Raw genomic sequence first — 24,650 nt, 5'->3', positions numbered from 1 at the left:
GTCGTGATGTACGACTGGGCCCGCCGCTACGCCTAACCGGCGCGTCTAGTGCGCGCCCACGCGCTGCCAGGCCGTGCCGCGCACGCGCCAGCCGAGCGTCAGCAGGCGGGCGCACAGGTAGACGCCGAAGAACGATGCCGCGAGCCAGGCGAGCCCGCCCGCGCCCGTGACCCCGGTCGCCGAGACGATGACCAGCGCAGGCAGGAAGACGACGAGGTTCACAACACCGGCGAGGGCGAGATACGCGGCGTCGCCGGCGCCGATCAGCACGCCGTCGAGCACGAACACCACGCCGGCGATCGGCTGCGCGATGGCCAGGACGAGCAGGGCGGGCAGGATGAGCGCTGCCAGGACGGGCGATCCGGTGAATACCAGACCGATGGCACCCGAGAACACCGCGATCACCGCCCCCACGATCACGCCGAACCAGACGCCCCATGCCACCGTCCGGCCGAGCACGCGGCGCACACCGGCCGCGTCGCCCGCGCCCAGGCCCTTGCCCACGAGCGCCTGCGCCGCGATCGCAAGGGCGTCGAGGGCGAAGGCTGCTGCAGAGAAGATCGTGAACACCACCTGGTATCCGGCGAGCTCTTCGGGGCCCATGGCGGTCGCGACAACAACGGTCGAGAGCAGGGCGACCCGCAGGCTCACGGTGCGCAGGAACAGCCACCAGCCCGAGCGCGCCGAACCCCCGATGCCCTCGCGCTGCGGACGGAGGCGCGCGGAGTGCCGGGACGCGAGCCGTCCGATCACGACGATGTAGGCCGCGACCATCGCCCACTGCGCGATCACGGTGCCGATCGCCGAGCCCGCGATGCCCCAGCCGAATCCGTAGATCAGCAAAAAGTTGAGCCCTGCGTTCGCGGCGAACCCGAGGCCGGCGATCCAGAGCGGCGTGACGGTGTCCTGCATTCCGCGCAGCAGTCCCGTCGCGGCGAACACGATCAACATGGCGGGCAACCCGCCCATCGAGAGCCCCAGGTAGATGCGCGCCTGCTCGGCCACCTCGGGTGTCGGGCCGAAGACGCCCACGAGCGCAGGTGTGGCGAGCCATCCGCCAAGAGCCAGCACGGCGCCGACGCCCAGCGCCAACCACATGCCGTCGATCCCGACCGACACGGCGCGGGACGGATCGCCCGCGCCGAATCGACGGGCCACGGCCGGGGTCGTGGAGTAGGCGAGGAAGATCATCAGCCCGACGATCGTCTGCAGCACGGCCGAGGCGATGCCCAGGCCCGCGAGGGGGTCGACTCCCAGATGCCCGATCATCGCCGCATCGACGATGAGGAACGCGGGTTCGGCGACCAGCGCCCCCAACGCCGGAACCGCGAGGCGCAGGATGTCGCGGTTCAGCCCGGCGGATGACGGCCGTTCGTCGCTGCGCTCGGGATCAGTCACTCCTTGAGCCTAGGAGGCCTACCCCGGCGCGGCGCGCCCGGTCAAGGGGATCGCGCGGGTGTCGTCGCGGCCTATTCTGGTGGTATGGACGACGCGCTCCGGTCCGGTCTCGCGCTCGATGAACTGAGCTCCGAGATCCGCCCCCAGGACGACCTTTTCCGCCACGTCAACGGCGGGTGGCTCGAAAGAACCGAGATCCCCGAAGACAAAGCGCGCTGGGGGTCCTTCCACGCGCTTGCCGAGCAGGCCGAAGAGCACGTGCGCGAGATCATCGAGCAGTCGCAGCTCGCCGAGCCCGGTACCGAGACCCGCAAGATCGGCGACCTCTTCACGAGCTTCATGGACACCGAGCGGATCGCCGAGCTGGGCGCGAGCCCGATCGCCCCGCAGCTCGAGCGCGTCGCCGCGATCGAGGACATGACCGGCCTGCTCACCGTCATCGGCGATCTCGAGCGCGAGGGCGTCGGGGGACTCCTCGGCCTGTATGTCGAGCCCGACCCGGGCTCGCCGGACCGCTACGTCCCGTTCTTCCTGCAGGGCGGCATCACCCTCCCCGACGAGAGCTACTACCGTCTGCCGAACTTCGCCGAACTGCGCCTCGCGTACCGCGCACACATCGAGCGGATGCTGGAGCTCGCCGGTGTTGCGGATGCCTCCGCCACCGCGGACCGCATCTTCGCGCTCGAGACCGAGCTCTCCACACACCACTGGGACAACGTCAAGAGCCGCGATGCGGTCGCGACCTACAACCTGATGTCGTGGGAAGACTTCGCGACACTCGCCGGTGTCGACCTCGCGCCCTGGCTCTCTGCCGTCGCGCCGGGTCACGAAGAGGCCTTCGCCGAGGTCGTCGTGTCGCAGCCGAGCTTCGTGGAGGGTCTCGGACCGCTCCTCACCGAAGAACGGCTCGAGGACTGGCGCGCCTGGCTCGCCTACAAGGTCATCCACGCCGCCGCCGCGTTCCTCTCCGACGAGTTCGTGGCCGAGAACTTCGCCTTCTTCGGGACGCAGATGACCGGTGTTCCCGTGAACCGCGAGCGCTGGAAGCGTGGGGTGAGCCTGACGCAGGCCGCCCTCGGCGAGGCCATCGGCAAGGTCTACGTCGAACGTCACTTCCCGCCGACGGCGAAAGAGGCGATGGACGAACTCGTCGCCAACCTCATCGAGGCCTACCGGCAGAGCATCACGGATCTCGAATGGATGAGTCCCGAGACCCGCGAGCGTGCGCTGGACAAGCTCGACAAGTTCACTCCGAAGATCGGCTACCCCGATGTGTGGCGCGACTACGACGCCCTCGAGATCGACGCCACCGACCTCGTCGGCAACATCCGTCGCGCTCATGTCGCCGAGCATGACCGCCAGCTCGCCAAGGTCGGGGGCCCGATCGACCGCGACGAATGGCACATGACGCCGCAGACGGTCAACGCGTACTACAACCCGCTGATGAACGAGATCGTGTTCCCCGCGGCGATTCTGCAGTACCCGTTCTTCGACGCCGACCGCGACGCCGCCGCGAACTACGGGGGGATCGGCGCGGTCATCGGTCACGAGATCGGGCACGGCTTCGACGACCAGGGCAGCCGCTTCGACGGCGATGGGCGTTTGCACGACTGGTGGACGGACGCCGACCGCGCTGCTTTCGAAGAGCGCACCTCGAGCCTGATCGCCCAGTACGACGCGCTGTCGCCCCTGGGCCTTCCCGAACACCACGTCAACGGGGCGCTGACGATCGGTGAGAACATCGGAGACCTCGGCGGCCTCGGCATCGCGCTGAGGGCGTACGAACTGTCGCTCGGCCCTTCGACAGGCTCAGGGACCGAATCCGCGCCTCGCGCGGAAGCCGGTGGGCCGGTCATCGAGGGTTACACGGGAACCCAGCGCCTGCTCCTGTCGTGGGCGCAGGTCTGGCAGCAGAAGGGACGGGATGCCGAAACCATCCGTCTGCTGACGATCGACCCGCACTCGCCCAATGAGTTCCGCTGTAACCAGATCGTCCGGAACATCGACGCGTTCTACGACGCTTTCGAGGTGACCGCAGACGACGCACTCTGGCTTGAGCCGGCGGAACGTGTCACGATCTGGTGACCCCCTTCTCATAACCCGCATCGGAAGGACGCCCACTCGTGGGTACGCCCCCTGAGCCGCTCCGGGACGCATCGTCCCGGCCTGGGTCGCGCCGTGGCGGACATCGCACGAACCGCCGCGCCGCCGCCGGGCGCCGCTCCTTCGCTTCATCGCTGAAGGCGCTGGACGCGCTCGCCGCCTCGGGTGCCCGGGTTTCGGTGCACGTGGCAGACCTCGATACCGACAAGATCGTGCTGGCGGGGGATGACTTCCTGACGAGCCCGATCGGTGGCCTCGGCATCCTGCCCCTCCTCATCGAGGTTGCCGCTCGCTTCGACGACGGATCGCTCGATCCCCTTGAGATCGTGGAGCGTGCCCGCATCGAGCAGGTGGAGGGTGCCGGGGTGTGGCGGCACCTGCGCGCTCCCGCGCTGCCGCTCTGCGATCTCGCGGTGCTCGCTGCCGCGACGGGCGATTCGCTCGCGGTGAACCTGCTGCTGGACCGGGTGGGTATGGAGAGCGTGCACGCGCGGATCAATTCGCTCGGGTTGGAACGCGTCGCGCTCCTCGACCGCCTGCGCGATCGACGCGGTCCGGATCACGCGCCGCACTTCGCACTGGGTTCGGCACGTGAGCTGGCCGGACTCTTCGCAGCCATGGTCAACACCAGCCTCGTCAACGCGGCCGTGAGTGCGCAGGTCTCGGAGTGGTTGAGCCTGAACGAAGACCTGAGCCTCGTCGCATCCGCTACCGGTCTTGATCCTTTCGCGCACGAGGACGACCACGGGCTGCTCTTCGTGAACAAGACGGGGCGGGACGCCGGGGTGCGCGCCGAGGCGGGAGTGCTGGCCGGCCCCCGTGCGGGCGTTGCCTATGCGCTCATCGTCTGCTTCGACGACCTCTCGATCGCGCACCGCCTGCGCGCGCACGACGCATTCCGGACGCTCGGCGTCGACCTCATGGAGTACGTGTACTGACGGTCAGGCTTCGAGCGCGTCGACCAGGTCGAGGCCGCGACGCGCCCACTCGATCTCGCCCTTGGCGCGCTCGACCAGGCCCTCGTAGGCGAACCGCTTGTACGCCACGGTGCGCTCGCGCTCCGCTTCGGGGGTGACCGCGAGCCGTCGCATCAGCATGGGGTTGTCGCGCGCGTCGATGCGGCGGAGCTCCCCCTCCCACTGCTCGAGCTCGCTCTCCCACTGCACGATATGCGCCCGCAAGAAGGCACGGGCGTCGTCGGGCGCTGCGACCTCGAGGTAGGCGGCGCGCAAGTGCGCGGGATCCCGGACCCGCTGGTAGTCGAGGGGAGCAGCCATCCACGCAACGAACGCCGCGTCGCCCGTGGGAGTCACATGGTAGAGCCGGCGGGTGCCGCGCTCGCCGCGAAGCTGATCTTCGCCCTCGACGAGTCCCTCGGACTCCATCTTTCGCAGCTCGGGGTAGATCTGGGAGTCGGGCGCGTGCCAGACATGGCCGACCGAGAGCGAGAACTGCTTCTGCAGGTCGTAGCCGGATTGCGGGCCCACGCGCAGGAGGGCGAGCAGTGCGTAACGCAGGCTCATCTGTCCTCCTCTTGGACGGTCACCCGAGGTTAGCAATCCCGCAGGGTGGGAATGGTGCGAGGGGGCCCGAGCTGTCGCCCGGACCCCCTCGGGTCAATCAGCTACTCAGTCCGAGTAGCCCGTGCGCCAGCCACCCTGGTAGGTGGCGCGGGCGACGGTGGAGTACGGAATCGGGCTGACCACGGCGCGAACCTCGGTTTGCTCGTGCGGCTCGACGGAGGCCTTCTTGGTGCCACCGTTCGGCTCGCCCCAGACGACCTTGAGTTCGGTACCCTCGGGAACCGACGGGTCGATCGTCGCGAGCGAGAGGCCGCGACGCTCGTTCGAGGAGTACCCGGTGAACATCGAGTAACCGACGACCGTGCCATCCGCGTCCACGACCGAGTCGTAGTTCGCCGAGCCGTAGTTGGCCAGCGGCAGGTCGAAGAACTTGTAGTTCGGGCCGTCGACGTTCAGCAGCGACGTCCAGACCTTGCCGAGGTCCTCGGCGTCCCACGCCAGCGTGACCTTCTTGCGCTGGCCGGCCTGGTCCATCTTCTCGAGCGCGTCGCGACCGATGAAGTCGTGGTCGAACTTCACGAACGAACCGTAACCGAGCTCCCACGGCGTGAGGTAGTAGTCCTCGATGTTGTCCGACACGAACGAACCGGCAAGCGTTCCGGTCGCCTCGTAGCTGTCGGCGGGCAGCCACTCGCGGTAGGCCTGCTCTTCGGCGCCGGTGTAGATGGCGGGGAGCGGCGAGGGGATCCAGCCCGACTCGAGCGTGTTCGAGGGGTAGGCGCGCGATCCGACGGGGAGCAGACCGAACTCCTGGCCGGCCTCGACGATCAGGTCGCGGATCTGGTGGTGCTCGGCGTACGGGCCCCAGATCTCGAGTCCGGGTGCTCCGGCCATACCGTGGCGGAGCGTGCGGACGTTCATGTTGCCGATCTTCATCTCGGACATGTTGAAGAAGCCGAGCTTCTCGAGCGGTCCGCCGTTGAGCTTCTCGATGACGGCCCAGGCGTTCGGGCCCTGGATCTGGAAGCGGTAGTACTTGCGGGCCACCGCGTCGCCGTAGGGACGCGAGGGCGAACGACGGTCGACGACGACCTCGAGGTTCTGATATCCGCCGGTCTCGCCGTGGAACATCAACCAGTTCGACGCGGGCGCGCGGCCGACGTACACGTACTCGTCCTCGGCCTCGCGGAAGAGGATGCCGTCACCGATGACGTGACCCGAGGCCGTGGTCGGAACGTACTGCTTGGCCTTGTTGACCGCGAAGTTCGCGACGGAGTTGATCGCGGTGTCCGAGATCAGCTTGATGGCGTCGGATCCCTTGAGGAACACGTTGTCCATGTGGTGCGACTGGTCGTAGAGCACGGCGGTGTCGCGCCAGGCCTTCTGCTCCTTGATCCAGTTCTGGAAGTCGGCCGGAACGACCGGGTAGATGTACGAGCCGATCTGCGAGTTGCGCAGGAGTTCGACGGGGCTTCCCGCCGCGTCGATGACTTCCTGCAGATTCTTCGGTGCCACGTTGGACCTCTCTCTCGGGATTGCGGACGGATGCCCGCGGGGTGGTTAGTAAACGGTTGGATTAGAAAACGATGGTGTGGTTGCCGTGCCGGATGACGCGGTCGTCGGCGTGCCATTCGACGGCGCGCGAGAGCACGGCGCGCTCGACGTAGGCGCCGCGTGCCTGCAGGTCCGCAGCCGTGTGGGCGTGCGTCACGCGGGCGACATCCTGCTCGATGATCGGGCCCTCATCGAGGTCCTTCGTCACGTAGTGGCTCGTCGCGCCGATCAACTTGACCCCGCGTTCCTTGGCCTTCTTGTAGGGCCCCGCGCCGATGAAGGCGGGCAGGAACGAGTGGTGGATGTTGATCACGGGCACGCCGACGTTCGTGATGAAGTCGTCCGACAGGATCTGCATGTACCGCGCCAGCACCACGAAGTCGACGTTGCCGGCGAGCAGCCGCACGATCTCGGCCTCGGCGGCCGACTTGTCCGGTCCCTGCGAGGGGACGTGGAAGAACGGGATGCCGAACGAGCGCACGTCGTCCGCCGTGTTGGTGTGATTGGAGATCACCATGGGGATCGTCACGTTCAGCTCGCCGCGACGGTGGCGCCACAGCAGCTCCAGCAGGCAGTGATCCGAGGTCGAGGCCAGGATCGCCATCCGCTTCGGGACCGACCGGTCGGTGAGGTTCCACTCGAGCCCGAGCGGCGTGATCGTCTCGGTCAGGTCGGCCGAGATGTCATCGAAGGCCGCGGTCAGGTTGGGGCGGTGGAAGACGACGCGCTGGAAGAACGCACCGCCGTTCGCGTCGTCCGAGTACTGATCCAACGAGACGATGTTTCCCTCGTTGCGGGTGATCAGGGCCGATACGGCCGAGACGATCCCCGGCTGATCCGGCCCGTGAAGGACCAGGCAGGCCTGATCCATCCGTGCTGCGATGTGCGTGCTCACAGTGTCCTCAGCTCATTCCGTCGACGTACTGGTGTGCCCAGTCTGCCGTGGCCTTGAGCCCACCGAAGGTGTAGAAGTGCAGTTTCACCTCGCCCGAGGCGGGGTCGGCAGCGAGCAGCGCCGACAGGTCCGTGACGAACTTGTCGGGCCCGGCCGTGCCCATGAGGTTGGTGAGCGAGAAGCCGTACTTCTTCACGATCATCGCGTTCGCACCCACGCCGAAGCGGCGGGCGAAGTTGATCAGGCGCTTGATGCCGGCGGGGCCGGGCGTGCCGATGCGGATCGTGGATTCGATGCCGCGCCCACGAACTCCCTGGACCCAGTCGATGACCGGGTCGGTGTCGAAAGCGAACTGGGTGAGGATCGTGGCGTCGAGGCCCTGTTCCTTGAGGGCGGCCGACTTGTCTTCGAGGTGACGCCAGAGCACGTCCGTCGCGATGTCGGGGTGGCCCTCGGGGTAGCCGGCGATCGAAACTTCTTTGACGCCGTACTTCTGCAGGAGGCCGGTCTGGATGACCGACAGCGAGTCGGGGTACGGGCCCTCGGGCTCGGCCGGGTCGCCGCCGACGGCGAAGACGCTGTCGGTCGCGCCGACTTCCTGCAGGCGGCCGAGGAACTCCTCCAGCTGGTCCTGCGACGACAGACGGCGGGCCGAGATGTGCGGGACCGGGATGAAGCCCATGTCGCGGACGGCCTTCGAGGCGGTGACCCGCATCTCGAGGTCCTCGTTGCCGAGGAACGTGACGTTGATCTTGGTGCCGGCGGGGATGGAATCCTTCGCCTCGATGAGGCCCGGGACATCCTTGCCGGTCATCTCGAGGGAGTAGTTGCTGACCAATTCCAAAGCTGCGGCCTTATTGACCGGCTGAGTAGAACGTGACACTGATCGAGGTCCTTTCCGCTCTCAGTACGGAACGCGTCTTCGCGCTTCCTGTCTGCGACATTACCTATCTGCATAGGGAATGTCCAGAGGGAAATCGGATGCGTCGGCTCAGGCGCGTTCGTTCCGTGCGGCCGATGCGACGCCGGCCTCACTCTCGAGGGTCATGAGCGCGCGGGTTTCTTTCAGCATCGCGAGCAAGAGATCGTTGAGTTGCGTGATCTGTGCGGGCTCGAGGTGGGAGAGGACGATCTCCTGCCCGCGCAGCGAGACGGGCATCATGAGATCGTGCATCTCGGCACCGGCACGCGTCAGGAACATCGGCCGCGACCCGCGGGGACCGTCCGAGAGTTCGATCAGTCGGCGGTCGGTGAGCACACCGACGCTCTTCGAGACGACCGCCTTGTTCATCGAGGTGAATTCTGCGACGTCCGTAGCCGCCATCCCGGGTCGCAGCCCGAGTGACGAGATGACGCGCCAGTCGTTCGTGCCGAGCCCGAAGCGTCGACGAAGCTCGTGGGACTCCCGCCAGACGAGCGCGTTGGAGAGCAACGCAAGCAAGCGCGGGGTGAAGTGATCGGGGTCGATGGAGTTCGGCAATGGCTCAGTGATCAGTCCGGACTCTCGCCCAGCGCCGGTCTGCGGCACATCCGTCATCGCTGTCCTTTCGTGTCATCGGATGGTGCGGAGAGCAGCACTACTCGGGAGATACGCGTCGGCGCGGCATCCGATTTCCTGAGAATCCGGATGCCGCGCCGAAACGATCGCTCAGTGCGCCATCTGTGCGAGAGCCTCGGGGTCGATGACCCCGATCGACCGGGTGTCCTGGAACGCGCGAATGCCCTCGATGCCCTGTTCGCGGCCGATGCCCGACTGCTTCATGCCGCCGAACGGGGCGCGCAGGTCGAGCCGCGTTGCTCCGTGATCGTTGACAAAGACGTATCCGCAGACCAGCTGGTTGCCGATACGCGTCGCGGTGGCCGGGTCGGCCGTCCAGACGCTGCCGCAGAGTCCGCCCCATGTGTCGTTGGCGACGCGGACGGCCTCTTCTTCGGTGTCGAACGGGATGATCGGGATGACCGGACCGAACTGCTCCTGCGTCACGACCCGCAGTTCCGGGTCGGGGTCGACCACGATCGCGGGGCGCAGGAAGTTGCCGCCGGCGAGGTCACCGCCGGGCAGCTCGCCGAACTCCAGCACGGTCGCACCCGAATCCTTGGCCTCTTCGATGATCTCCTCGACGAACGCCTTCTGCACCGGGGAGTGGAGCGGACCCATCGTGGTGCCCTCGTCGAGCCCGTAGCCGATGACGGCCTTCTCGAGTCGTGCCGAGAGGCCGTCCACCACCTCCTGCATCCGCGAACGATGCACATAGATGCGCTTCGCGTTCATGCAGATCTGGCCCGTGGAGTCGAAGATCGCCGCGAACAGGCGGTCCATGTGCACGTCATCGATGATGGCGTCCTCGGCGAAGATCGCCGCGTCGTTGCCACCGAGCTCGAGGGTCACGCGGGTCAGCGACTTCGCCGCCATCTCCATGATCCGCTTGCCGCCGTTGACCGATCCGGTGAAGCAGACCTTGGCGATGTCCGGGTTCTGGATGAGAGCACCCATGTTCTCGTCCTTGCCCGTGACGACGTTCAGCACGCCGGCGGGAAGCTTCTCGGCAACCCGCTGGACGAGGCGCGTCGTCGCCAGCGGCGCCGAGGGCGGTGGCTTGACGATCACGGTGTTTCCCGCGAGGAGAGCGTGCGGGAGGGATGCCGCGAGGATCGCGATCGGCCAGTTGAACGGCACGATGATGGTCACGACCCCGAGCGACTGGTACGACACCTCGGTCGTGACCGGGATGCCGGGAACGACGGGGAGCGTCTTGCCGGCGTCGACATCGTCGGCGATCATGAGCGCGAGATTCCAGCGGATCTCGAACACCAGGGCGTCGACCCAGGCCTCCATGCGGATCTTGCCGTTCTCCTGCGAGAGGATTGCGGCATCGGTGTCGCGATCGTCCGCGATCCCGACGATGGCCTCGGCCATCTGGCGCGCGCGCTCGGCGGTCGACAGGGCCGACCAGGCCGGGTACGCCGCCTTCGCGGCCGCAACGGCATCGGCGACATCGGCGGCGGAAGCTGCGGCAGCCTCGCCCACGACGACTCCGGGCTTCGCCGGGTCGGCGACCGAGATCGTCTCCGCTGTCTGCCGTTCCTGGCCGCCGATGAACAGTCCTGTACGGACGGGGGCTTCAGTACTCAACGTGTCGGACAAGCCGACCACCCACCTCTCTGTGTGTTTGTCGAACAAAAGCGTGCTGCCTTCACCTGCGCCATGATGGCACGGGTTTCGGGTGTCGGTCTCAGGTTTCATGAAGTCGTCTTCGACCTTCCTGAAGTTTACCTCCATTCTTGTTTACCTGTAAATGAGTTCGTGCTAACGTCTCCCAGGTCAGCCCCCCTCGGGCCCGGCTGACACGGTCGATGGCGACGCAGATGTGCTGCACGCATCGACATCCATGTCATCAAAGAGGAGGCAGAGGATGGTTCGAGAGAGCCTTGTTCCCGTGGGCGAACGCCGCGATGTGGCGCAGCTGGAGGATCTCGCATTCGAGCTTCGCCAGAAGCTGCTGCACCTGTGCGGCACGTACGAGGGTGCGGTGCACATCGGCGGGGACCTGTCGTCAGCGGACATCTTCACCGCGCTGTTCGAGTACGGGTTGACGGTCGATCCGACCGATCTCACCAACCCGTCCCGCGACCGCTTCGTGCTCAGCAAGGGGCACGCGGCCGTGGCGATGTACATCGCGATGGCGATCCGCGGGTTCTTCTCGTACGACGGGATCGTCGACACGTACGGCCAGCTCGACAGCGCGTACGGCATGCACCCCTGCAAGGTTCAGCTTCCGGGAGTGGAGGCGTCGACGGGTTCGCTCGGTCACGGCCTGCCGCTCGCGGTCGGGATGGCGCTCAGCGCCCGCGGCCGTGGTGAGAGCCATCGCGTCGTGACCCTGATGGGTGATGGCGAGACCGGTGAAGGCTCCGTCTGGGAGTCCGCGCTCGCCGCCAGCTCGAACAAGCTCGGCAACCTCGTCGCCTTCATCGACCGCAACCGACAGCTCATGACGAGCTTCGACGAAGAGCGCGTCACGCTCGAGCCTTACCCCGAGAAGTGGGCGGCATTCGGATGGAACGTCATCCACATCGACGGTCACGACATGGGTGCGCTCGTCGGCGCTATCGACAGCCTGCCCGCAACCGATACCGACAAGCCGACCGTCGTCATCTGCGAGACGGTCAAGGGCAAGGGCGTCGATTTCATGGAGCGCAACCTCGCGTGGCACGCGGGATCGCTCGGCGCCGCCGACCTCGAGCGGGCCATGGCCTCGCTCTCCGCCAGCCGCGTTAAGGAGTCCGTCTGATGCCCGTCACCTTTACCTTCGGTGAATTCCTCGGTGCCCGTTCCGTCATCGGCACCACGCTCGCCGAGCTCGGCGACGAATACCCGAACCTCTGGGTCCTGACCCCCGACATCGGGGCCACTCTCGTGGAGTTCCGCGACAAGTTCCCCGAGCGCTTCCTCGACGTCGGCCTCGCCGAGCAGGCGTGCGTCGGCATCAGCGCGGGCCTCGCTTATGACGGCAACATCCCCGTGGTCTCGGGCATGCTCCCGTTCCTCTCCATGCGCGCGCTCGAGCAGATCCGCACGGACGTCTGCTACCCGAACCTGCCCGTGAAGATCATCGGCACGCACGGCGGACTGGTCGGCAACGGCGGCTCGACGCACTACGCCGTGGAGGACCTCACGCTCATGGGTGCGCTCACCAACATGACGGTCACGTCCATCGGTGACCCGCTGATGGTGGGCGAGGTGCTGCGTCAGTCCATGACGATGACGGGACCGCTCTACATCCGCCTCGCCGTCGGCAAGAAAGACAAGGTCCTCTACGAACCCGGCACGCAGGACATCCGCATCGGCAAGGGCATCATCGCCCGCGAAGGCACCGACGCGACGATCTTCACGCACGGCACAACCGTCGCCCAGGCTCTGGACGCCGCGGACGAACTGGCCAAGGACGGCCGCTCCATCCGCGTCGTCGACATGTGGACGCTGAAGCCGATCGATGAAGAGCTCATCATCCGGTCGGCCGCCGAGACCGACGGCCGGTTCATCGTGCTCGAGGACCACCTCGCGTACGGTGGGCTCGCCACCCGCATCGCCGACGTCGTCACCGACAACGGCGTTCACCTGACGGCCTTCGAACGCCTGGGCATCCCCCAGGTCTACGCCGGCTTCGGCGAGGACGAGCAGCTGCGCGATAAGCACGGGTATGGCCTCGAGGCGACGATCGCAGCGATCCGACGCGTCATCGCCGCGAAGCGCTGACGGACATCCTCGAATCCACTCAACGGAGAGTCATGAGAACAGTAGCCGTCACCAAGATCGGCAGCCTTCGGGATCCTGACGCGGATGCCCGCGGCCGCATCGGCGTCGTGGATTTTCCCGAGCAGCCGCTCGGACCCGAGGACGTCCGCATCCGCGTCGCGTACGCCGCCATCTGCGGGTCTGACCCGCACCTCGCCGAGGGATTCTTCGGCACCGATGTTCCGATCGGCCTCGGCCATGAGATCTCGGGCGTCATTGAAGAACTGGGCGAGCGCGCGCATCGCAACGGGCTGCGCGTGGGCGACCGGGTCGCGGGAAACTTCCTGCGGTTCTGCGGCACCTGCCGGCCGTGCCAGGAGGGGCGCCAGCAGTTCTGCGAGAACATCCAGGAGTACAACCGACCCGGCATGGCCGAGAGCGTGACGTGGCACGAGTCGCAGGTGTACCGGCTGCCCGACGATGTGTCGCTGCTGCAGGGGTGCATTCTCGAGCCGACCTCGGTCGCCGTGCGGATTGCGGACAAGACGCGGATCCGCGTCGGTGATCGCGTGGCGATCTGCGGCGGCGGACCGATCGGTCAGCTCACGCTCCAGGTCATGAAGATGTACGGTGCCACGTCGCTCACGATGATCGAGCCGATCGAAGGTCGTCGCGACATGGCCCTCCGCCACGGCGCCGAGCACGTCATCGACCCGGTCGGTGAGAACCAGTTCGAGCGCGCCGACGCCATCACCTCCGGCCGAGGATACGACATCGTGATCGATGCTTCGGGGTCGCCGCGCGCTGTGCAGGGTTTGCTCGACATTGCGGCCAAGGGCGGCACGGTGATCTACGGCGCGATGTATCCGGCCGAGTTCGCGATGCCACTCAACCTGTCGGACTACCTGTACCTGAAAGAACTGACGCTCACGGGTATCTTCGTGTCGCCGTACGCGTTCCCACGGGCGCTGCAGGTCCTGCCGCACCTCGATGTCGACGAGCTCACCGCCGCGGTTTTCGACCTCGATGATGCACCCGCCGCGTTCGAGGCGCACATGAGCGGCGCACATCCCAAGGTCGTCATCCGCTGCAACGATCTCGACACCGCCGGGAGTGCGTCATGACGTCGGTCGGGGACGCGGCGGTCGTGACCGACGTGCTGCCCGCTCTCGAGGCGATCGACATCGCCAAGAGCTTCGACGGCGTGCATGCCCTGAAGGGTGTGAGCTTCTCGGTCCAGCCGGGCGAGATCCACGCGCTCCTCGGTGAGAACGGCGCCGGTAAGTCCACGCTCATCAAGGTGGTCACGGGTCTGTACGCGCCGGACTCCGGTCAGATCAGACGAGAAGGTGAAGATGTCGTCTTCGCCAACGTGCGGGCCGCCCACAAGGCCGGCATCGTCGCGCTCTATCAGGAGCTTTCGATCGTTCCGACGACCTCGGTCGCGGAGAACGTCCTTCTGGGGGAGCAGCTGCCGAGCCGCGCCGGCATCGTCAACGGGCGCGCGCTGCGTCGTCAGGCGCGTGAGCAGCTCGACCGACTGAACCAGAAGATCTCGATGCGTAAGCTCGCGGGCGACCTCTCGCCGGTGCAGCAGACGATGGTCGCCGTGGCTCGTGCGCTCGCGACGGACGCGCGCGTGCTCATCCTGGACGAGCCGACGGCGTCGCTCACCGACACCGAGATCCGCGAGGTCTTCACGGTCCTGCGCTCGCTTCGCGACGAGGGCGTCGCGATCGTCTACGTCTCGCACCGCCTCGAAGAGGTCTTCGAGCTGTGCGACCGTCTCACGATCATGCGTAACGGCGAGACGATCACGACGAAGAATGTCGCGGACACCACCATCGGAGAGGTCATCTCGACCATGGTCGGCCGGAACGCCGACTCGCTCTATCCCGAGCGGGGGAAGACCTCGACCGAGGTCACACTCGTTGTCGAGGGGCTGGAAGGCCGGCGCGTCACGGATGTCTCCTTCACCGCGCATAAAGGCGAGGTGCTGGGAATCGGAGGGCTGGCAGGCTCCGGCCGGAGCGAACTGCTGCGGATCCTCGCGGGCGCGCAGGCCTCGAAGGCGGGCACGATCACCGTGGGCGGCCAGGTCATCCCGCGCCGCGCGGGCGTCGGACGAGTCCTCGCCGCCGGCGTCGCGCTCGTGCCGGAAGAACGCCGCAGCCAGGGCGTACTGCTGGGTTCGTCGATTCAGGACAACATCGCGCTCGCCAACATCTCGTCGGTGAGCCGACTCGGATGGGTCTCGCGGGGGCGAATCGCTGAGATCGCCAAGCGCGGCATGGCAGACCTGCAGATCAAGGCGCGGAGCGCCCGCCAGCCGGTCGGCGAACTGTCCGGCGGGAACCAGCAGAAAGTGGTTCTCGCCAAGATGCTCGCGCGCAAACCGCAGGTTCTGCTCATGGATGAGCCCACCCGCGGTATCGATGTCGGCACCAAGGCCGAGATCTATCGCCTCATCCGCGAGCTCGCGGCCACCGGCACGACCGTGATCGCCGTCAGCTCCGAGCTGCCGGAACTCATCGGAATGTGCGATCGAATCCTGATCATGCACGAAGGCGCGATCGCGGGCGACGTGCCCGCTGAGGGCGCCGACGACGAACTCCTCCTCTCATATGCCTACGGAAGGTCCACATCATGACAGTTCAGAAGGAGCCGACGCGGACCGGGACGATCATGGCCCAGCAGTCGCGCACGGCCGGCAGGGTCCTCATCCAGAGCGGCACGGTCGTCGCCCTCATCCTGTTGATCATCTTCTTCTTCGCGATGCGGCCCGAGACGTTCCTGTCGTTCGTGAACATCCGAAACATCCTGTACCAGATCTCGATCCTGGCGATCATCGCCGGGGCGCAGACGATCGTCATGGTGCTCGGTGACTTCGACCTGTCGGTCGGCGCGACATCGAGTCTTGCCGGTGCGGTCACCTCGGTGATGCTTCTCGACGAGAACTCCATGCCCGTGGCGATCGGGGCGGGCCTGGCGGTGGGGATCCTCGTCGGGTTGGTCAACGGAGTGCTCATCGCATATCTCAATCTTTCGGCGTTCGTAGCGACGCTTGCCACAATGACCTCGGTGATCGGCCTCGCGTACCTCGTCACCGGGGGAACGACGGTGTTCGGGATGCCGGCAGAGTTCAACGCGCTCGGGCAGGGACGCTTCCTGAACGTGCCCCTTCCCGTCTACTTCGCGGTGGCGATCTCGATCATCATCTGGGCGCTGCTGCGGTTCACGACACTCGGACGCCGCCTGCACGCCATCGGCGGCAACGTCGAGGTCGCGCGGCTCTCGGGTGTCAACGTGCGGTGGGCGCGCCTGCTCGCGTTCACGATGGCCGGCTTCGTGTCGGCGATCGGCGGAATTCTGCTGGCCGCTCGCCTCGGAAGTGCCGCAGCGGAGCAGGGCGGCGACAACACGCTGTTCTCGGTTGCGGCGGTCTTCCTCGGCATGACCGTGATCCGGTCAGGTGCCGCCAACCTCGGCGGCACGATGATCGGCGTCGGCATCATCGGCGTCATGAGCAACGGCCTGAACATCCTCGGCGTGAACGCCTATGTGCAGCAGGTGGTGACCGGACTCATCATCATCCTCGCCGTCGTCCTGTCCGGCCTCAAGACGCGGGAGCGATAGCAACGCTCCCACGGGCCTCGCGACCCGTTTTTCGCGGGGCCATCAATCCCTCACAACCAGCGCAATCACACAAAGGAGTAGATACGTGCGTACACAATTCAAGGTGGTGGCTGCTTTCGCAGCCGCTGCAGTCCTCGCTCTCACCGGCTGCTCGGGCGGAGGCTCGGGCGACAACACCGGCGGCGGTGGCGAGGACGACCCCTTCAAGGTCATCGCGTTCACCTCGGGCAACCAGACGCCGGTCGGCGCCTGGTGGGTCAAGGCCGTCACGGCCAAGGCCGAAGAGCTCGGCTGGGATCTCACGATGATCCAGGGCGACTTCGACTTCCAGAAGATGAACCCGGCTGTCGAGAGCGCCATCGGTCAGGGCGCCGACGTCATCCTCGACGGGTACACCGACGTCTCGTCGATCGGGTCGATCGTGACCGCGGCCCAGGATGCCGGCATCCCCATCTTCTCGATGGACGCCGGAACTGAGCCGACCGACGCCTTCGCCACCAACATCACGACGAACCAGCAGCAGATCGTCGACATCACCGTCGATGCAATCGGCGAGGACATCGGCGGTCTGGAAGGCAAGACGGTGATGGTCATCGGCCACGACCCGCACGCCGGCATCCGCCAGCGCTCGGGCTTCGCGGTCGAGGCGTTCGAAGCCGCGGGTGCCACGGTTGTCGGCGGTGAACCGCAGCAGGTGACGAACCCGGCGACGGGTCGTACCGAGGCGCTCAACTTCGTCACGGACTACCTCTCCGCCAACCCCGACGGCCTGGACGCCGTCTGGGCCGGCTGGGACGACGCGGCGCTCGGTGCTGCTCAGGGCCTGTCCGAGTCGGGATCCGATGCACCCGTCACGGGTGTCGACGCTCTGGCCGAGACGCTCGCGGCAATCGAGGCCGGCGGCAACATGCTCGCCACGATCGATCAGCCCTGGCCCGTCGTGCTCGACATGTTGATGGAGGACGTCCTGGCCTACCAGGAGGATGGCACGATGCCCGCCGAGAACTTCGTCGCCGTCGACGTCACGCTCGTCACGGTCGACAACGCGGCCGACACCACCCCGTCCGACCAGCTCTAACGCTCGACCGCTGTGCCCGCGGGGGCGGGTGCTCCGGCATCCGCCCCCGCACCATTCACTTCCGCCGATCCAACGATGACCGGATCTGCGAATCCATACACTCGAAGAAGAGGAATACCCATGCGTCTCGACGGAAAAGTCGCGCTCATCACCGGTGGCGCCAGCGGCATCGGTCTCGCCACGGTTCGGAAGTTCGTCCGTGAGGGCGCGAATGTCATGATCGCCGACATCAACCAGGCGCAGGCGCAGGCCGCCGCGCAAGAGATCGCGAGCGAGGGTTTCGAGGGCAGTGTCGCCGCCGTCGGAGTCGATGTCTCGGTCTTCGCCGAGGTCGAGGCCGCCGTCGCCCGCGCGGTCGAGGTCTTCGGCAAGCTCGATGTGATCTTCAACAACGCCGGCATCGCGGGCGGCAAGCCTCTTCTCGACCATGACCCCGCCGTCGACTACGCACCCATGATCCGTGTCGACCAGGACGGCGTCTACTACGGCATCCTGGCCGCCGGTCGGCAGTTCCGCGACCAGGGCACGGGTGGCGTGATCATCAGCACCTCGTCGATCTATGGCGAGCAGGCCGCCGAGCTCTCGTTCACCTACAGCGCCGCAAAGGCCGCCGTCATCTCGTTCACGCGCTCGGCCGCGTATGAACTGGCCGAGTTCGGCGTGCGTGCCGTCGCGATCACCCCGGGCCGCGTGGGCACGGCCATCATCAACCAGTTCAGCGACGAGCTGAAGGCGACGTTCGCCGCCGAGCAGCTGCGCAACAAGATGACCGAGCCCGAAGAGATCGCGAACGTCGTGGCATTCCTGGCGTCCGACGAGGCGAATGTCATCAACGGCACCGTCGTGAGCGTGGACGACGGGTACTCGGTCTTCAAGCAGCGGCTCGACCTGCCGACCTTCTGAGGCCCGGACCATGAGCCTCGACGCAGAATCCGCGCCCCCTGACCTCGACGTCGCCTGCCACCTCAACGTGGTGCTCGCGGATGTGGCGTCGGACCTGTTGCCCGCGGCGCTCGACGCGCTCGTCGACGCCGGCTACCGCCGGGTGGTCCTGCCACCCCTCGATCCCGAATCGATCGATGTCGCCGGCCTCGCGCGCGTCTTCGCGGCGCGCGGCATCGCTCCGATCACGATCGCGGGACAGCTGCCCGGAGCGGATGTCTCGTCCGACGACGCCGACGAACGTGCCGCGGGCGCCGCAGCCCTGCGCGCTGCCGTTGAGCTGACCGCCGCGCTCGGCGGCGATCAGATGAACGGTGTCCCATACGGGCTGTTCGGGTCGCCGACGGGCCCCACGCCTGAGTCCGCGCTCTCGCGCTCCGCGGTCGAGGTGGGCCGGGTCGCCGACTACGCGCACGAGCGCGGCATCACGATGACGTTCGAGGTGCTCAATCGCTACGAGACGTCGGCGATCAACACCGCCGCCCAGGCGATGCGGTACGTCGAGGCGAGCGGTTCCGAACACCTCGGCATCCATCTCGACACCTTCCACATGGCGGTCGAAGAGGGGGACCTCGCCGAAGCGATCACGCTGGCGCTTCCGCGGCTCGGCTACCTCGAGCTCGGCCAATCCGGGCGCGGCGGGCTCTCCCGCGGCGCGGTCGATGTACCCGAGCTCGTCCGCCACGCTTTCGATAGCGGATACACAGGCCGACTGGGTGTTGAAGCGTTCTCACGCGAGGTACTCTCGCCCGGGGCGAGCGACATGCTCGCGATCTGGCGGGCACCGTACCTCGACGGTGTGGGGCTCGCGCAAGACGCCATGCGGGTCATCCGCCGCGGCTTCGCACTCAGTACCGAGGGGCGACGCGCGGCGCGACTCGCTCGGCTCTCTCACGAATAGATCGACGAAGGCCCGGGCGACGCCGGGCGCACCCACGGAGGAGAACGACATGTCCAGCACGATCACCTCGACCGGCACCCTCATCGACGAGACGGTGTTCGGCGGCAAGATCTTCATCGATGGCGAATGGGTGGACGGTGAAGGCGGAACAGCCGCCTCTCTCGAACCCGCCACCGGCGCGACCCTCGCGACGGTCGGTATCGCCGGGCCCGGTGACGTCACACGCGCCGCCGAAGGCGCTGCGCGGGCGCAGAAGGAATGGGCGGCGACCCCGCACCCCGCACGCGCCGCCGTTCTGCGCCGCGCCGGGCAGCTCTGGGAGCAGTACGCCGAAGAGATCGGCGGGTGGAACACCCGCGAAGTCGGAGCCATCCCCCCGCTCGCTGGGTTCGCGCTGCACGTCACCGCGGCCGAATGCTACGAGGCATCCGCTCTCCCCTCCGCGCCGCTCGGGTCGGTGCTCTCGAGCGAAGAGCCGCGCCTGTCGTTCGCGCAGCAGATGCCCGTCGGTGTCGTGGGCGTCATCTCGCCGTTCAACGTGCCCCTGATCCTCGGCATCCGTGCCGTCGCGCCGGCCCTCGCGCTCGGCAACGCCGTCATCCTCAAGCCCGACCCGCGCACCGTCGTGACCGGCGGGGTCTCGATGGTGCGCATCTTCGAAGAGGCGGGACTGCCGAAGGGACTGCTCCAGCTCGTCCCGGGCGGTGCCGACGTAGGCGAGGCGATGGTCGCCGACCCGCGCGTGCGCGTCATCGCCTTCACGGGATCCACCCGCGCCGGACGGATCGTCGGTGAGCTCGCGGGTCGCCACCTGAAGCGCGCCCACCTCGAGCTCGGCGGCAACTCGGCCTTCATCATCCGGGAGGACGCGGATGTGGCGCAGGCGGTGAACCTCGCCACGTGGGGATCGTTCCTGCACCAGGGCCAGATCTGCATGACGGTCGGCCGGCACATCGTGCACGAATCGCTCTACGAGCAGTACGTCACCGCGCTCGCCGAGAAGGCGGACTCCATGCACGTCGGAGACCCGGCAGCGGGCCCGGTGCACCTCGGGCCCCTCATCGACGAGGTCCAGCGCGATCGTGTGCACACACTCGTGCAGGATGCGGTGGCCCAGGGCGCCGAACTGCGAGCGGGCGGAACGTACGAAGACCTCTTCTACCGTCCGACCGTGCTCGCCAACACGCCGAAGGACGCCGCGGCGTACTGCGACGAGGTCTTCGGGCCCGTGGCATCCGTCGTCTCGTACTCGACCGACGACGAGGCGGTGGCGCTCGCATCCGACACCGAGTACGGCCTGTCGCTCGGCATCGTCACGAAGGACGTGCTCGGGGGACTCGCGATGGCGCAGCGGATCCCGACGGGCATCGTGCACATCAACGACCAGACCGTCAATGACGAGGCGAACGCCCCCTTCGGCGGTACCGGTGCGTCGGGCACGGGCTCACGCCACGGTGGCGCTCAGGCGAGCATCGACGCGTTCACCGAGACGCGCTGGATCACGATGCGCCGGGAGCCCGGGCAGTACCCGCTCTGACCTCACCGCGAGGGTGCCCGTTGTTTGCCGCGAGGGTGCCCGTTCTGACCACGAGGGTGCCCGTTCTGGCGCTCGTGTGGCACCCTCGCGCTGCGGAACGGGCACCCTCGCGCTGCGGGGTCGCGGGCTCTTTCCGGAGCTTATTCAACAATTACGTGACGGGCGTCACGAAAACCTTGACATTGGCACTGTGGTGACTCACGATGACTGAGTCACCACAGTGTTGTGTCCCCCGTTCGAGCAGTGATGCCTGGGCGAGTCTTCCGAAGCTGCGGCGGCGACCCTTGACCGACGACGAGAGGCTTATCAGTGAAGAAGAGTCTTGCCGCGATCGCCATCGCAGCCACGGCTGCCATCGCGCTCAGCGGATGCACCGATTCGGGCGCCAGCCCGTCCACCGCGCCGAGCGAATCGGGTGATGGCGAACTTCGCCAGATCCGCGTCGCCGCGCTCCCCATCGCCGAGACGGGCGCCCTCTGGGCGGCCATCGACGCCGGCATCTTCGAAGAGCACGGCCTGGACGTCGAGGTCGTGCCCGCGCAGGGTGGCGCCCAGGCGATCCCCGCCCTGCTGAGCGAAGACATCCAGTTCGCGATCGGGCAGCCGTTCGGCCCCATCCGTGCCGACCTGCAAGACCTCGGCATCGCGATCATCGGCGACTACGCCAACAGCCTCGCCGACGGCGAGGACGTGAACGCGGTCGTCGCCCTCGGCGATTCGGGCATCGCGAGCCCGAAGGACCTCTCCGGCAAGAAGGTGTCGGTGAACTCCCTCGGCGCCGCGGGCGACCTCACCATTCGCGCGGCAGTCGACGCGGACGGCGGAGACTCGTCGACCATCGAGTTCGTCGAGGTCGCGTTCCCCGAGGCCAAGGCGCAACTGGACGCCGGCACGATCGACGCCGCGTGGGTTCCCGACCCGTTCCGGGGCATCGTCCTCGGCGCAGGTGGCGTGTCGGTCGTGTCGCCCTATCAGGCCGTGATCCCGGGTCTGACCGTGCTGACCAACATCACCACGCAGAAGATGCTCGACGAGGACCCCGAGCTCGTGGCGTCTTACTCGGAGGCGATGGCCGAGGCCCTCGCCTACGCGGCCGACAACGAGGACGCCGTGCGCGAAGCCATCGCCACGGGGCTCGACATCCCGGCAGAGGCAGCGGCCGGCATCGTGCTGCCGACGTTCACCTGGGAGCTCGACACGGAGAGCATCGAGACGCTCGGCGATCTCGCCGTCGAGTACGAGTACATCGACGCGCTGCCCGACTTCGAGCGACTGCTGCAGCAGCAGTAACGGTTCGAGGGGGATGCGTCGATTCCGGCGGCATCCCCCTCGCCCCGCATCCCCAGCCCCGCAAGCATCAGGAGCGCACGTGACCGTCATCGACGCGCCGGCAGACGCCGGCTCGGCGCCGCATCCCGAAACGAGTGCGCGTCTTCGGCGCGGACGTAATCTGCGTTCGGCTCGCAAGGTCGCCCTCGGAGCGCTCGGGGTGGTGGGATTTCTCACGACCTGGCAGCTGGCGTCGACGCTCGGCTGGGTCAACCCCGAACAGCTGCCCTCGGCGACCGACACGTTCGGCCAACTCGGGCTCGAGATGTCCGACCTCGAGTTCTGGCGCAACGTCGGCCGCACCATGACGGCGTGGGCCATCGGTCTCGCCATCGCGACCGTCGCCGGTACGGCGCTCGGCGCGATCGTCGGCATGGTGCCGTTCCTCCGACGGGCGACGCACACCGTGGTGGAGTTCCTACGACCGATCCCGTCGGTCGCGCTCATCCCGCTTGCGATCCTGACCTACGGGCTGCAGATCCAGGCGGCGCTGATCATCATCGTCTACGCCGCCTTTTGGCAGATCTTCGTCCAGGTGCTCTACGGGGTCGCGGACATCGACACCGTCGCGCGCGACACGGCGCGCAGCTTCGGCCTGCCGCGGGCCTCGCGCATCCGGAATCTCGTGCTGCCGACCGCTCTGCCCTACCTGATGACCGGACTGCGTCTCGCGGCCGCGGTCGCGCTGATCCTGGCGATCACGGCCGAGATGACGATCGGCAACCCGGGGCTCGGCCGTGAGCTCGCGGTCGCCGCCGGAATCGGCAACTACACGACGGTTTACGCGATCGTCGTCGTGACGGGCGTTCTCGGCCTGATCATCAACCTCGTCTTCCGGGCCATCGAGCGACGCACGCTGTCGTGGCATCAGTCCGTACGAGGGGACGATGTCCTGTGACTCTGTACACCAGCACCGTACGCACCCCGCGACAGAAGTCCCGCGTGTGGGCCAAGCTCGGCGAGAGCACGCTCTACGCGATCGGGCTCCCGATCCTGCTGCTCGTCGTCTGGGGCATCTGGGGCACACTCGCTCCGGCGCAGTTCTTCCCGAGCCCCTTCACGATCTACGAGGCTTTCGTCGACACCTGGGTGGGCCCCGCCTTCTTCACCGACGTCGTACCGAGTGTGGCGCGACTGGCGATTGCGATCGTGCTCGCGGTCGCCATCGGCATCGCCGCAGGCACGATCATCGGCCTCACGCGCTGGCTGCGCGAGCTGCTCGAACCGATGCTCGAGTTCTTCCGCGCCATTCCGCCGCCCGTCCTGATTCCCGTCATCGCGGCGCTGCTGGGTACGAACCCGACGATGCAGGTCGTGGTGATCGTCGCCGGCTCGCTGTGGCCCGTCCTGTTGAACACGATCGAGGGAGTGCGCTCCACCGACGCGGTCATGACCGAGACGGCCCGCTCGTTCGCGCTCACACGTTCGGAGCGCCTGTTCAATCTTGTTCTGCCGGCCGCGAGCCCCCGCATCATGGCGGGCGTGCGTCAGACCCTGTCGGTCGCGCTGATCATGATGGTCATCTCGGAGCTGTTCTACGCATCGGCTGGTCTCGGCTACCAGATCAAGTTCTTCCAGACGAACTACCTGATCGCCGAGATGTGGAGCGGCATCGTGCTGCTCGGCCTGATCGGTGTTCTGCTCTCTGTCATCTTCACCATCGTCGAACGCCGCGTCCTGCGCTGGTACCACGGAATCAAGGAGGTGGAGCGTGCCTGAAACGCTCCTCGAGGTCACGAACCTCAAGAAGGTCTACGAATCGTCCACCGGCAACGTCGAGGCGATCGGCGACATCAGTTTCTCGATGAGGCGCGGTGAGCTCGTCGTCATCGTCGGCCCGTCCGGATGCGGCAAGACCACGCTGCTGAAGTGCATCGCGGGCCTGCTGGGGCCGACGGCGGGAACCGTGACACTCGACGGCAAGAAGGTCACGGGGCCACCGCCCAACATGGCTCTGGTCTTCCAGGAGTACGGGCGGAGCCTGTACCCGTGGCTCACCGTCCGCGGCAACGTCGAGCTGCCCCTCAAGCACAAGAAGCTGTCCAAGACAGAGCGCACTCAGCTCGTCGACGACGCTCTCCAGGCGGTCGGGCTCGCTCACGCGTCGAAGAGCTACCCCTGGCAGCTGTCGGGCGGCATGCAGCAGCGCGTCGCGATCGCGCGTGCTGTGGCGTACCAGCCGGAGGTCCTCATCATGGACGAACCGTTCGCGGCCGTCGATGCCCAGACGCGCGCGGACCTCGAAGACCTCGTACGCCAGCTCCACCTCGAGCGGGGCATGTCGATCCTGTTCGTCACGCACGACATCGACGAGTCTGTCTATCTGGGCGAGCGCGTCGTCGTACTCTCGAAGTCGCCCACCTGGGTTCAGGAGGATCTCGCGATCGACCTGGCGCCCGAGCGGGACCAGATCACGACGCGTGCGCTGCCGCGGTTCACGGAACTGCGCACGCATGTCTACGAGCAGATCCAGCGCGCCAAGCGCGGGGAGGCGATCCGTCCGACCGCGTGAGCGGAC

At 67.1% G+C, this 24,650-nt stretch carries 22 protein-coding genes; 15 read left to right on the top strand and 7 right to left on the bottom strand.

The window, feature by feature from the left end; genetic code table 11:
* Window positions 1-45: 45 nt before the first annotated feature.
* Complete coding sequence (locus tag MIC448_RS09370; protein WP_081766314.1) at window positions 46-1,398, bottom strand: MATE family efflux transporter; 1,353 nt, start codon at window positions 1,396-1,398, stop codon at window positions 46-48.
* Window positions 1,399-1,482: 84 nt separating this feature from the next.
* On the opposite strand from MIC448_RS09370, the gene MIC448_RS09365 reads away from it, so the two are divergent.
* Both MIC448_RS09365 and MIC448_RS09360 read left to right on the top strand, forming a co-directional pair.
* Window positions 1,483-3,483, top strand: a complete 2,001-nt coding sequence (locus MIC448_RS09365; RefSeq protein WP_036298661.1) for a M13 family metallopeptidase — start codon at window positions 1,483-1,485, stop codon at window positions 3,481-3,483.
* Window positions 3,484-3,521: 38 nt separating this feature from the next.
* The gene (locus MIC448_RS09360) at window positions 3,522-4,439 is read left to right on the top strand and encodes a serine hydrolase (protein WP_051513508.1); all 918 of its coding nucleotides are present in this window, start codon (window positions 3,522-3,524) and stop codon (window positions 4,437-4,439) included.
* A gap of 3 nt (window positions 4,440-4,442) precedes the next feature.
* Here MIC448_RS09360 and MIC448_RS09355 read toward each other — a convergent pair whose 3' ends face one another.
* The 6 genes from MIC448_RS09355 to MIC448_RS09330 all read right to left on the bottom strand — a co-directional run bounded on the left by MIC448_RS09355 (window position 4,443) and on the right by MIC448_RS09330 (window position 10,606).
* A complete protein-coding gene (locus MIC448_RS09355) occupies window positions 4,443-5,024 on the bottom strand; it encodes a PadR family transcriptional regulator (RefSeq protein WP_036298660.1) in 582 nt (193 codons plus the stop codon).
* A gap of 105 nt (window positions 5,025-5,129) precedes the next feature.
* Window positions 5,130-6,539 carry an aminomethyltransferase family protein gene (locus MIC448_RS09350; protein ID WP_036298653.1) on the bottom strand — a complete coding sequence of 470 codons (1,410 nt, stop codon included), beginning with the start codon at window positions 6,537-6,539 and terminating at the stop codon, window positions 5,130-5,132.
* Window positions 6,540-6,600: 61 nt separating this feature from the next.
* Complete coding sequence (gene purU, locus MIC448_RS09345) at window positions 6,601-7,449, bottom strand: formyltetrahydrofolate deformylase (RefSeq protein ID WP_051513506.1); 849 nt, start codon at window positions 7,447-7,449, stop codon at window positions 6,601-6,603.
* 31 nt (window positions 7,450-7,480) lie between these two features.
* Complete coding sequence (locus MIC448_RS09340; RefSeq protein WP_081766313.1) at window positions 7,481-8,287, bottom strand: methylenetetrahydrofolate reductase; 807 nt, start codon at window positions 8,285-8,287, stop codon at window positions 7,481-7,483.
* Between the two features lie 177 nt (window positions 8,288-8,464).
* Complete coding sequence (locus MIC448_RS09335) at window positions 8,465-9,010, bottom strand: MarR family winged helix-turn-helix transcriptional regulator (protein ID WP_036298647.1); 546 nt, start codon at window positions 9,008-9,010, stop codon at window positions 8,465-8,467.
* A gap of 111 nt (window positions 9,011-9,121) precedes the next feature.
* A complete protein-coding gene (locus tag MIC448_RS09330; RefSeq protein WP_243419942.1) occupies window positions 9,122-10,606 on the bottom strand; it encodes an aldehyde dehydrogenase family protein in 1,485 nt (494 codons plus the stop codon).
* Between the two features lie 280 nt (window positions 10,607-10,886).
* Here MIC448_RS09330 and MIC448_RS09325 point away from each other — a divergent pair, with 280 nt between their 5' ends.
* The 13 genes from MIC448_RS09325 (at window position 10,887) to MIC448_RS09265 (ending at window position 24,644) form a co-directional block, all read left to right on the top strand.
* Window positions 10,887-11,765 (top strand): transketolase, encoded by an 879-nt coding sequence (locus MIC448_RS09325; protein ID WP_036298646.1) that lies wholly within the window; start codon window positions 10,887-10,889, stop codon window positions 11,763-11,765.
* The gene (locus MIC448_RS09320) at window positions 11,765-12,730 is read left to right on the top strand and encodes a transketolase family protein (RefSeq protein ID WP_051513503.1); all 966 of its coding nucleotides are present in this window, start codon (window positions 11,765-11,767) and stop codon (window positions 12,728-12,730) included. Before MIC448_RS09325 ends, MIC448_RS09320 begins: the two co-directional genes overlap by 1 nt.
* A gap of 32 nt (window positions 12,731-12,762) precedes the next feature.
* A complete protein-coding gene (locus MIC448_RS09315; RefSeq protein ID WP_036298645.1) occupies window positions 12,763-13,833 on the top strand; it encodes a zinc-binding dehydrogenase in 1,071 nt (356 codons plus the stop codon).
* Entirely contained in the window at window positions 13,830-15,359 is a 1,530-nt protein-coding gene (locus MIC448_RS09310; RefSeq protein WP_051513500.1) for a sugar ABC transporter ATP-binding protein, read from the top strand. The genes MIC448_RS09315 and MIC448_RS09310 overlap by 4 nt, the downstream gene beginning before the upstream one ends.
* Complete coding sequence (locus MIC448_RS09305; RefSeq protein WP_051513498.1) at window positions 15,356-16,345, top strand: ABC transporter permease; 990 nt, start codon at window positions 15,356-15,358, stop codon at window positions 16,343-16,345. Before MIC448_RS09310 ends, MIC448_RS09305 begins: the two co-directional genes overlap by 4 nt.
* A gap of 85 nt (window positions 16,346-16,430) precedes the next feature.
* Window positions 16,431-17,423, top strand: a complete 993-nt coding sequence (locus tag MIC448_RS09300) for a sugar ABC transporter substrate-binding protein (RefSeq protein ID WP_157811359.1) — start codon at window positions 16,431-16,433, stop codon at window positions 17,421-17,423.
* Window positions 17,424-17,543: 120 nt separating this feature from the next.
* The gene (locus MIC448_RS09295) at window positions 17,544-18,326 is read left to right on the top strand and encodes an SDR family NAD(P)-dependent oxidoreductase (RefSeq protein ID WP_036298639.1); all 783 of its coding nucleotides are present in this window, start codon (window positions 17,544-17,546) and stop codon (window positions 18,324-18,326) included.
* A gap of 10 nt (window positions 18,327-18,336) precedes the next feature.
* A complete protein-coding gene (locus MIC448_RS09290; protein WP_036298637.1) occupies window positions 18,337-19,266 on the top strand; it encodes a sugar phosphate isomerase/epimerase in 930 nt (309 codons plus the stop codon).
* Between the two features lie 49 nt (window positions 19,267-19,315).
* Entirely contained in the window at window positions 19,316-20,803 is a 1,488-nt protein-coding gene (locus MIC448_RS09285) for a benzaldehyde dehydrogenase (RefSeq protein WP_036298635.1), read from the top strand.
* A 309-nt stretch (window positions 20,804-21,112) separates the two neighbouring features.
* A complete protein-coding gene (locus MIC448_RS09280) occupies window positions 21,113-22,093 on the top strand; it encodes an ABC transporter substrate-binding protein (RefSeq protein ID WP_036298634.1) in 981 nt (326 codons plus the stop codon).
* A gap of 79 nt (window positions 22,094-22,172) precedes the next feature.
* Window positions 22,173-23,030: an ABC transporter permease gene (locus tag MIC448_RS09275; protein ID WP_232711716.1), complete on the top strand. Its 858-nt coding sequence runs from the start codon at window positions 22,173-22,175 to the stop codon at window positions 23,028-23,030.
* A complete protein-coding gene (locus tag MIC448_RS09270; RefSeq protein WP_036298632.1) occupies window positions 23,027-23,851 on the top strand; it encodes an ABC transporter permease in 825 nt (274 codons plus the stop codon). The genes MIC448_RS09275 and MIC448_RS09270 overlap by 4 nt, the downstream gene beginning before the upstream one ends.
* Complete coding sequence (locus MIC448_RS09265; protein WP_036298628.1) at window positions 23,844-24,644, top strand: ABC transporter ATP-binding protein; 801 nt, start codon at window positions 23,844-23,846, stop codon at window positions 24,642-24,644. Before MIC448_RS09270 ends, MIC448_RS09265 begins: the two co-directional genes overlap by 8 nt.
* The last annotated feature ends 6 nt before the right edge of the window (window positions 24,645-24,650 follow it).

Origin of the sequence: Microbacterium sp. C448 (genome assembly GCF_000582705.2) — a bacterium.
GTDB classification, from domain to species: domain Bacteria; phylum Actinomycetota; class Actinomycetes; order Actinomycetales; family Microbacteriaceae; genus Microbacterium; species Microbacterium lacus_A.
Note: the sequence above shows the minus strand (reverse complement) of the source record. Positions and strands in the feature narration are given on the sequence as shown.